Origin of the sequence: Pseudomonas sp. PS01298, from assembly GCF_029959745.1 — a bacterium.
Classification (GTDB): Bacteria; Pseudomonadota; Gammaproteobacteria; order Pseudomonadales; family Pseudomonadaceae; genus Aquipseudomonas; species Aquipseudomonas aylmerensis.
This window is the reverse complement of the sequence record NZ_JASCPP010000227.1, coordinates 1-2,260: the sequence shown is the minus strand read 5'-3', so window position 1 is coordinate 2,260 and position 2,260 is coordinate 1. Positions and strand designations below refer to the sequence as shown.

The 2,260-nt window shown below is 65.2% G+C and carries 2 protein-coding genes; both read left to right on the top strand.

The genetic code is table 11. The annotated features are described in order from the left end of the window. The coding region (gene msrB / locus QMX97_RS31950; RefSeq protein ID WP_282398235.1) for a peptide-methionine (R)-S-oxide reductase MsrB at positions 1-363 on the top strand (363 nt) is incomplete at its 5' end. Between the two features lie 35 nt (positions 364-398). After that, the gene (locus tag QMX97_RS31945) at positions 399-2,159 is read left to right on the top strand and encodes a cytochrome c biogenesis protein DipZ (RefSeq protein WP_282398234.1); all 1,761 of its coding nucleotides are present in this window, start codon (positions 399-401) and stop codon (positions 2,157-2,159) included. Positions 2,160-2,260 lie beyond the last annotated feature (101 nt).

Genomic DNA, 2,260 nt, shown 5'->3' with positions numbered 1-2,260 from the left:
GAATGGCGCTGCCTGCTGACCGCCGAGCAATACAATGTCCTGCGCGAGGAGGGCACCGAGCGCCCCTACACCAGCGCCCTCAACGACGAGCACCGGGCGGGCACCTTCGCCTGCGCCGGGTGTGCGCTGCCACTCTTCTCCTCGGCAACCAAGTTCAACAGCCACACCGGCTGGCCGAGTTTCTGGCAACCGCTCGACAACGCCGTGGCCAGCCACACCGACACCTCCTACGGCGTGGTGCGCAAGGAAATTCACTGCCGCCGGTGTGGTGGCCATCAGGGGCACGTGTTCGATGACGGCCCGCCACCCACCGGTCTGCGCTATTGCATGAATGGTGCCGCCATGACGTTCACTGCGGCTTAAGCCGATGTTTACTTATCTGTCTAAGGGAAGATCCCATGTGGCTTCTGGTTCTCGCGTATCTGGGCGGCGTGCTGACAATCGTCAGCCCGTGCATCCTGCCTGTTCTGCCTTTTGTCTTCGCTCGCACCGGGCAGCCGTTTTTGCGCAGTGGCTTGCCGCTGTTAGCGGGGATGGCGGTGACGTTCGCCCTGGTCGCCTCGCTGGCGGCGGTGGGCGGCGGCTGGGTGGTGCAAGTCAATCAGTACGGGCGCTGGCTCGCGTTGCTGTGCGTGGCCCTGTTCGGACTCACGCTCCTGTTGCCGCAACTGTCCGAGCGCCTGACGCGTCCGTTGGTGGCGGCCGGCAGTCGCCTGTCGGAAGCCGCCGGGGCCGATGCCAGGCCGCGTCCGGGCGCCTCGTTCCTGATCGGCGTGGCCACCGGCCTGCTCTGGGCACCCTGCGCCGGGCCAATCCTCGGATTGGTACTGACCGGCGCCGCGCTGCAGGGCGCCAGCATCGGTACTACCTTGCTCTTGCTGGCCTACGCCGCCGGTGCTGCCACCTCCCTGGCCTTGGCGCTGCTGGTCGGCGGTAAAGTCTTCGGCTTCATGAAGCGCTCGCTCGGTGCCGGTGAATGGCTGCGCCGCGGCCTGGGTGCCTTGATGCTGGCCGGCGTCGCGGCCATCGCGCTGGGCCTCGACACCGGCGTGCTGGCGCGGCTGTCGACCGCGTCCACCGGTGGCCTGGAGCAAAGCCTGGTGAACACGCTGAGCGCCAAGCCTGAGCAGAAGGGCGGGGCGATGATGGCTGGGGGCGCAATGATGGCCGCCGCCAACCACAGCGACACGTTGCCGATCGAAGGTGCGCTGCCTTCGCTGGATGGCGCCGTGCAGTGGCTCAACAGCCCACCGCTGACCGCCGAAGGGCTCAAGGGCAAGGTGGTGCTGGTGGATTTCTGGACCTACTCCTGCATCAACTGCCTGCGCAGCCTGCCGTATGTCAAAGCCTGGGCCGAGAAGTACCACGACCAGGGCTTGGTGGTTATTGGCGTGCATGCGCCGGAGTTTGCCTTTGAGCGCGACGTGAACAATGTCACCCAGGCGATGAAGGATTTGGGCATCACCTACCCGGTCGCCATCGACAACAACTACAAGGTCTGGCGCGCCTTCAACAACCAGTACTGGCCGGCGCATTACTTTGCCGATGCCAAGGGCCAGATTCGCTATCACCATTTCGGCGAAGGCGACTATGCCGAGTCGGAGCGGGTGATCCAGCAGTTGCTGCGTGAGGCCGGCGCACAGAACGTCGCCAGTGGCCTGATCGAGGCCGACGCCAAGGGTGTGCAACAGGCGCCGGACATGAACGAGGTGCAATCGCCGGAAACCTACCTGGGCTTCCAGCGCGCCGAAAACTTTGTCACTACCGGCACCCTGGCCACCAACCAGGTGGCGAACTACCCGGCGGCCGGCAACCTGGCCCTGAACAACTGGACCCTGGAAGGCCACTGGAATGTCGGCGGCCAGCAAGCCACCCTCGACCAGGCGAATGGGCGGATTGTCTACCGCTTCCATGCCCGCGACCTGCACCTGGTGCTCGGCCCGGGCGCCGATGGCAAGCCGGTGCGCTTCAAGGTCAGCATCGACGGCCAGGCACCTGGCGATGCCCACGGCACCGACGTCGCCCCGGATGGCAGCGGCACCGTCACCGAACAACGCCTGTACCAACTGGTGCGCCAACCCGGCGCCGTCAAGGACCGCACGTTCACCATCGAATTTCTCGACCCGCACGTGTCGGCCTACGCCTTCACCTTCGGCTAACTGATTTTTTGACTTGATAACCCCGTCAATGTGGGAGCGGGCTTGCTCGCGAATGCGCTGAAACCCTCGCCGAATGTGTTAGCTGACACAGCGTATTCGCG

Excerpts from the sequence above, each read along its gene's own strand:
- QMX97_RS31945 (WP_282398234.1), top strand. The coding sequence starts at position 399 with ATGTGGCTTCTGGTTCTCGCGTATCTGGGCGGCGTGCTGACAATCGTC.